This is a genomic window from Micromonospora yasonensis (assembly GCF_026013475.1).
GTDB lineage: Bacteria > Actinomycetota > Actinomycetes > Mycobacteriales > Micromonosporaceae > Micromonospora > Micromonospora yasonensis.
In genome coordinates this window covers 1-6,781 of record NZ_JAPDPH010000311.1, presented here as the reverse complement: position 1 = coordinate 6,781, position 6,781 = coordinate 1, and the positions used below count along the sequence as shown (strand labels likewise).

At 72.6% G+C, this 6,781-nt stretch carries 6 protein-coding genes and 1 tRNA gene; 3 read left to right on the top strand and 4 right to left on the bottom strand.

The window, feature by feature from the left end:
* Together ONA70_RS33720 and ONA70_RS33715 are read left to right on the top strand one after the other, a co-directional pair.
* Positions 1-645, top strand: a 645-nt coding sequence (locus tag ONA70_RS33720; protein WP_265010531.1) for a metallophosphoesterase, incomplete at its 5' end; no start/stop codon positions are given.
* A 72-nt stretch (positions 646-717) separates the two neighbouring features.
* Positions 718-794 (top strand) — tRNA-Pro (locus ONA70_RS33715).
* Positions 795-1,015: 221 nt separating this feature from the next.
* Here ONA70_RS33715 and ONA70_RS33710 read toward each other — a convergent pair.
* The 3 genes from ONA70_RS33710 to ONA70_RS33700 form a co-directional block, all read right to left on the bottom strand.
* Positions 1,016-2,128 carry a calcium:proton antiporter gene (locus ONA70_RS33710; protein ID WP_265010530.1) on the bottom strand — a complete coding sequence of 371 codons (1,113 nt, stop codon included), beginning with the start codon at positions 2,126-2,128 and terminating at the stop codon, positions 1,016-1,018.
* A 96-nt stretch (positions 2,129-2,224) separates the two neighbouring features.
* Positions 2,225-4,243 carry a DUF6541 family protein gene (locus ONA70_RS33705; protein WP_265010529.1) on the bottom strand — a complete coding sequence of 673 codons (2,019 nt, stop codon included), beginning with the start codon at positions 4,241-4,243 and terminating at the stop codon, positions 2,225-2,227.
* Positions 4,244-4,537: 294 nt separating this feature from the next.
* Positions 4,538-5,011, bottom strand: coding sequence for a hypothetical protein (locus ONA70_RS33700; protein ID WP_265010528.1), 474 nt, complete (start codon positions 5,009-5,011; stop codon positions 4,538-4,540).
* A gap of 110 nt (positions 5,012-5,121) precedes the next feature.
* On the opposite strand from ONA70_RS33700, the gene ONA70_RS33695 reads away from it, so the two are divergent.
* Positions 5,122-6,405, top strand: coding sequence for an MFS transporter (locus tag ONA70_RS33695; RefSeq protein ID WP_265010527.1), 1,284 nt, complete (start codon positions 5,122-5,124; stop codon positions 6,403-6,405).
* 135 nt (positions 6,406-6,540) lie between these two features.
* Here the strand turns inward: ONA70_RS33695 and ONA70_RS33690 are convergent.
* Positions 6,541-6,781 (bottom strand): 5'-nucleotidase C-terminal domain-containing protein (locus ONA70_RS33690; RefSeq protein WP_265010526.1); only part of this gene is annotated, 241 nt, incomplete at its 5' end.

Genomic DNA, 6,781 nt, shown 5'->3' with positions numbered 1-6,781 from the left:
ACCGGGGACAACATGGCCCACCCGGACGCGGTGCCCGGCGTGCTGCGGGCCCTGCAACCACTGCTCGACCTGCCCGGCGCCTTCGTCTTCGGCTCCAACGACTACACCGGGCCGGTCTGGAAGAACCCGTTCACGTACTTCCTCCCCGACCGGGAGTACGCCGAGGGCGTGCCGCTGCCGTACGAGGAGCTGCGTGACGTCTTCACCGGCGCCGGCTGGGCCGACCTCAACAACGTCCGGGCCACGCTCAAGGCGGGCGGCCGGGAGATCGAGCTGGTCGGCGTCGACGACCCGCACATCGAGCGGGACGACTACGACGCGGTGGCCGGGCCGGTCAGCCCCGGGGCCGCCCTCTCCGTCGGCGTGGCGCACTCCCCGGAGCCCGCGGTGCTGGACCGGATGGCCGCGGACGGCTTCGGGCTGCTGCTCGCCGGCCACACCCACGGCGGCCAGGTCTGCGTACCCGGCTACGGCGCGCTGGTGACCAATTGCGGCCTGCCCCGCTCGATGGCCCGCGGGCTGCACCGCTGGCCCGGCTCGGACTCCTGGCTGCACGTCTCGGCCGGCCTGGGTACGCACCCCACCGCGCCGGTCCGGTTCGCCTGCCCGCCGGAGGCGAGCGTGCTGACCCTCATCCCACGCTGACCCCGCCCCCGAGGGGTGGGGGTACCGAGTTTGACCATCGGAGCGGGTGGGCTACTATTTGTCGGCACGCCTCGGGGTGTGGCGCAGTTTGGTAGCGCGCTTCGTTCGGGACGAAGAGGTCGTCGGTTCAAATCCGGCCACCCCGACCAGAGTTAGCCCAGCTCAGGGCCGGTTTCCTCCGCAGGAAACCGGCCCTGAGTCGTCTCCAGGGTGCCCGTGGGAGAAATCTGGGAGACGATCATGGGAGAACCTGTCTCCCGGCCGCCTACGCTCGCGCCTTCAATAGCCGGTCAAGCGCCGCCACGGGCGAGCCGGGGGCCATCTCCCGGCGGACTTAGGTCGCTCAATCAGTGCCCGCACGGCCTACCGACTACGGGCTGGCGGCGAGGAACACGAAGGCGGCGAGCAGGAGCAGGTGCACCCCGCCCTGGAGCACGGTCGCCCGGCCCGGCACCACGGTGAGCACCCCGGTCACCGCGGTGAGCGCGAGCAGCGTCAGCTGCGTGCCGCCGAGCCCCAGCAGCAGTGGGCCGTCGAGCCAGATGGACGCCAACGCTATGGCCGGGATGGTCAGGCCGATGCTCGCCATGGCCGAGCCGAGCGCCAGGTTCAGACTGATCTGCACCCGGTCCCGCCGGGCGGCGCGGGCGGCGGCGAGCGTCTCCGGCAGCAGGACCAGCAGGGCGATGACCACGCCGACGAACGCCTGCGGCAGGTTCGCCGCCGAGACGCCGGCCTCGATCGCCGGGGAGATGATCTTCGCGTTGCCGACCACCGCGAACAGGGCCATGACGAGCAGGGCCAGGCTGACCAGCGCGGTACGCGCCGACGGCGGGTCGGCATGCCCGTCACCGTCGGCGTCCTCGGCCATGATGCTGCCCTCGTGGGTTACCGGCAGGAAGTAGTCGCGGTGCCGGCCGGTCTGCACCATCACGAACAGCCCGTAGAGGGCGAGCGACGCCACCGCCGCGAAGACGAGCTGGGCGGGGGAGAACTGCGGACCCGGCCGACTCGTGGTGAAGGCGGGCACCACCAGGCTGAGGGTGGCGAGCGTGGCCACGGTGGCCAGTGCCCCGCCGGTGCCCTCCGGGTTGAACACGGCCACCCGGCGGCGCAGCGCGCCGAGCAGCAGGGACAGGCCGAGGATCCCGTTGCAGGTGATCATCACGGCGGCGAATACGGTGTCCCGGGCGAGCGCCTGCGTCTTGTCGCCGCCGCTGATCATCAGCGTGACGATCAGGCCGACTTCGATCACCGTGACCGCCACGGCGAGCACCAGCGAGCCGAACGGTTCGCCCACCTTGTGGGCCACCACCTCGGCGTGGTGCACGGCCGCCAGCACCGCGCCGGCCAGCAGCGCGGCGACGACGACGATCAGCGCGGCGGGCAGTTCGCGGCCCCAGCAGGCGGCGAGCACGACGATTGCGATCAGGGGTACGAGGGTCGTCCAGTCGGTCAGGCGGGATCGAATCAGGGCGGCCATCTCTCAACTTTGCCAGGCAAATCGATCACCTGCCCCGGCCGGGCGCGGCGCGCGCTCACCCGGGCGGCAGCCGATGCGATCCAGATCACAAAGCGCTCAACCTGCCGTCGGGCAGGCACGGCCCGCGTCGGTGACCCGGTAGACCTTGAGCGTGCCCACCTGATGCGCCAGAACCAGCCGGTTCGAGGCGGCGACGCGCTGCGGGTCGTAGCTCCCCTCGAAGGGCTTGAGCCCTCCGCCGACTACGAGATACTCCACGGCGAACCGGCGTACGTCACAACCGCCCGGCTGGGCGCCCTTCTTGTCGACCAGCCAGTCCCAGGCCCGCAATCGCCCGGTGTAGTAGTCGGCCTCGTGGGCCGGTACCGGCTCCACGCCGAACAGCTCCGGCACCCCATAGTCGACGTAGAGCCACGCCAGGTAGTGCCGCCGGTCGACGGCCACCGTCCTGCCCGGCGGCGTGTTGGCCGCGAGCCATCGGAAGGCGCCGCGGTAGGAGTCGTCGACCGGAGCGAGGCTCTTGAAGTGGTTGCGCAGCGGACGCCAAGAGGCGGGTACGGCGGCAAGGATCGTCAGACTCAGCACCACGACGGAGGCGGCCACGGCTGCCGGCGCGCTCGATTCCCGCAACGCGGTCGCCCGGTCGACGAGCTTCCCCAGCAGCCACTGCACGGCCAGCCCGACAGCGACTGCGCCGGCCACCGTGAGCAGGCCGTACACCGGGAAGATCAGCAGCCGTAGCCGCTCCCGGCTGCCGTACCAGAGGCCGGAGACGAGTGCCGCGGACGGCGAGTTCGACATGGTGGTCCAGATCCCCACGGCGGTGAACACCACCCCGGTGAACAGCCACGGCCGGGCCCACCGCAGCTGCCGGAAGACCAGGCACAGCGGTGCGGCGACGAGGCAGGCGAGGGTCAGCAGCACGGCGACCCGGATGGTGGGCACGTCGAGCTGGGAATCCCCGACGGCCGGCGACGGGAAGCCGAACAGCACGTACCGCTGCGGGTCGGTCACCCAGAAGTCGAATGCCTTGCCGAACTGGCCGGGAAGTGCGGCGGCGTACGAGGCCCGCTCAGCCTTCGCTCCGGTCAGCCCGGAGAGGAAGGGGCCGAACGCCACCACGCCAGCCACCGCGGCCGACCCCGCCCCCGCGAGACTTCGACGCAGGGCGAGCCGTCCGGGCAACAAGGGAAGGAGGCCCAGCGCGAGTACGCCGGCCAGGAGGATGTCGTAGGTGTGGCTCATGATCAGGCCGGCGCTCGCGAGGCCCGCCAGCAGACCAATCCGGACGGGGTGCGGGCCCCGCACGGCCAGGGCGATGAGCAGCGCGATGCCCACCGCCATGCAGGGACCGGTCAGCTGGGTGATCCGCCCGACGATGGCGGAGAACCAGAACGGGCCGACGAACGCCGGGGCGACTGCCGCGCAGGCAGCGACGACCGGCCCGCCGCGCAGGACGCGGACCACGGCGTAGACGCCGGCGACCAGCGCGAGTGGCCCGACCAGCACTGACCAGGTGGTCATGGCCGCGCTGAGATGACCGCCCGACAGCTGCGCCGCCTGAGCCCACAGGACATTGGTGGCGACCGGATAGAACTCGCAGGTCGGGATCGAATCGATGGAGGCGCTGCAGGCCGACGAGATCGTGGCGCTGCCGGTCTCCAGGATGCGGCGGCTGAAGTAACCGTGGTGCATGGCGTCCCAGCCGGCCGGCGCGACGAACCTGCCGAGCATCAGCCAGCCGAAGCCCACGTTCACCACCGCGGGAACCACGACGCCGATGACATCGGCGCGCCGGGGGCGGACGGCAGGCAGCCGGAAGCGGCCCAGGCGGGAAGGTTCCTCGCCGTGCTCGTCGCCGAGCAGGCCGCGGGCGACGAGCCGCGAGGCGAGGATCGCCGCCCCGGCCAGGATCACCTCCGCGACGAGCACCGCCATCGCGCTGTGGGGCAGGCCGAGCGCCGGTAGCCACCCCATCGCCACGCTCGCCAGCCCCAGGGTCAGCGCGGGGGCCGCCGTCCAGGCGGCCCAGCGGTAGCGGCCCGGCGACAGGACGAAGCCGAGCAGCGCCCCGGGGACGACGGCGACGACCAGAGCGACGACACCCGCCAGCATGAAAGTCCTTCCCGGGCCCGCGACGGCCTGGTGGCGTCCTGGACCTCGGCACTCGAAGCAACTCTGATCTTGCAAGGAAGCCTTCGTACGGTACCGGCCGCCGTTCGGCGTCGACGACCGCGCAACCCTGTCCGGCCGGGGCCGGTCGACTTTTTGGCAAGCTGCCCGATGGCATGAGTCCGGCGAGCTGCCCGGGCGCCGGCGCGCCCCGCAGTGGCGGAGGAGTCCACCGGCGACCTGCACGACGCCGAGCTCGACGCCCGGGCACCGAAACCGACGCGTGCCTACCCGGGCTCAGTCGTGCAGCTCGGTGCGGGCGACCTCGGCGAACGCGGCGGCCAGGTAGTCGGCCAACGGCCGCCCGGTGGCGGCCAGCAGGTCGGCGACGAGCAGCGGGGCGTGCCGGGCGATCGCCGCCGGGTCCGGCGGGGAGCCGTCGTCGCCCGGGTCGTACACCCCGAGCGCGCTGGCCAGCAGCACCAGCAGCACGTGCGGGTCGACCTCCGGCCACCAGCCGGCGGTGGACCCGACGCACCGCTGGAGCACCTGGCGTACGTCGTCACCGGCCAGCCCGTCCGGGTGGGTCTCCTCCAGCAGCAGCCGCACCACCCCGCCCAGCACCAGGCCGGCCCGGTCAGCGGCGGTGAGCCGCACGACCGCCGGCCCGTACGCCTCGGCGTCCCGCGCACCGGCGGCGGTCACCGCCACAGCGGCCGCCTCGGCGATCTCCCGGGCCGGTGCGGGCAGATACCGCCAGGTCGTCGTCACCCGGCCAGCATGGCAGACGGCGTGTGCTTGCTCACCCGGTGGTTCTGCCGAGCGCGGAACGGGCGGTAATCCGGTCGCGGGTCGTCGTACCCGACGCAGAGAATCCAGCCATGCTGCGCCGCGCCCTACCCGCCCGCCCGGAAGCCCGTCGGATCCTGCTCGGCACCCTGCTGTCGGCCGTCGGGCGCGGTCTCACCCTGCCGTTCCTCTTCATCTACCTCACCGACGTACGCGGGCTGACCGACAACCAGGCCGGCCTGGTGATCGGCTGGTTCGGCGCGGTGACGCTCGCCCTGTCCCCGCTGGGCGGGACGCTGATCGACCGGTTCGGCGCCCGTCGGGTGGTGCTGCCCTGCCTGGCCGTGGAGGCGGTCGGCACCGCCTCGCTCGGGCTGGTCCACTCGGTCGGCACGGCGTTCGCGGTCAGCACGCTGATCGCGGTGGGCGGTTCGGCCCTGTGGTCCGGGCAGAGCACCATCCTCGCCTCGCTGACCGACGAGGGCGAGCGGCAGCGGGTGTTCGGTCTCCAGTTCGCCCTGCTCAACCTCGGCATCGGGGTGGGTGGCCTGATCTCCGGCGCGGTGGTCGACGTGGCCCGTCCGGTCACCTTCCAGGCCATCTACCTGCTGGACGCGTTGAGCTACCTGACGCCGGGGCTGATCCTGCTGACCCTGCCGCACGTCGGGCACCGGCTGGCGCAGGCCCGGGAGGCGGGCGCCGAGCGATCCACCGGGGGCTACCTCACCGTGCTGCGGGACCGGCCGTTCCGGCGCCTGGTCCTGTTCGGCCTCGTGCTGACCACGTGCGGTTACGCGCAGATCGAGGTGGGCTTCACCGCGTACTCGGTGCGGGTGGTGGGGGTGACGCCGCGGGTGGTGGCCTGGGCGCTGGCCTGCAACACGGTAATGATCGTGCTCTCCCAGCTGCTGGTCATCCGTCGAATGGAGGGACGCAGCCGGACGGGGGCGCTGGCCGCGGTGGGCGCGACCTTCGCCACCGCCTGGCTGGTCCTCGGCGCGGCCGGCGTGATCGGTACGGGCAACGCGCTGCTCGCCGCGCTGGGCGTGGTGGCGTGCTCGGCCATCTTCGGCTTCGGCGAGACCATGCTGTCGCCGGTCATGCCGGCGCTGACCAACGCTCTCGCCACCGACGAGCTGCGCGGCCGCTACAACGCGATGAGCTCGATGATTTTCGGGATCAGCGGGATCATCGGCCCGGTCACCGCCGGCCCGCTGCTCGGCGCGGCGCACGGCCGGCTCTGGGTGGCGGTCGTGGTGGGTGGCTGCCTGGCCGCCTCGGTGCTGGCCCTGTCGCTGCGCCGGCTGCTCACCCCCACCCAGGACGGCCGCGTCACCCCGGCCCCGGCCCCGACCCCCGAACCGATCCCCGCCTGACGGCAACTCCGGCGAAAATGCTGCGTCCGCGACGACCGGAAGTTGCTGCCCGGAGGGGCGGGCGGGGTGGCGGGACATGCGAACGGGCCCCGGAGCACGCGATGCTCCGGGGCCCGTCGTCGTGCCGGGTCCGCGTCAGGCGGCGGGAACCTCGGCGGTGGTCTGGATCCGGTCCAGCGCCGGCGGGGAGACCGGCGACTTCTCGGTCAGGTACGCGTTGAGGGCGTCCAGGTCGATCATTCCGGTGACCTGGTTCTGCCCGCCGGGGAGGACGCTGAAGCCGTCGCCGCCGCCGGAGAGGAAGTTGTTCACCGTGACCCGGTAGGTCGCGGTGTCGGTGACCGGAGTGCCGTTGATGGTGAGGCTGCCCCGGACC

Bases quoted from the DNA above. Each gene is read 5' to 3' on its own strand.
- ONA70_RS33710 (WP_265010530.1), bottom strand. From the start codon at position 2,128: ATGGCCGCCCTGATTCGATCCCGCCTGACCGACTGGACGACCCTCGTA.
- ONA70_RS33705 (WP_265010529.1), bottom strand. From the start codon at position 4,243: ATGCTGGCGGGTGTCGTCGCTCTGGTCGTCGCCGTCGTCCCCGGGGCG.
- ONA70_RS33695 (WP_265010527.1), top strand. From the start codon at position 5,122: ATGCTGCGCCGCGCCCTACCCGCCCGCCCGGAAGCCCGTCGGATCCTG.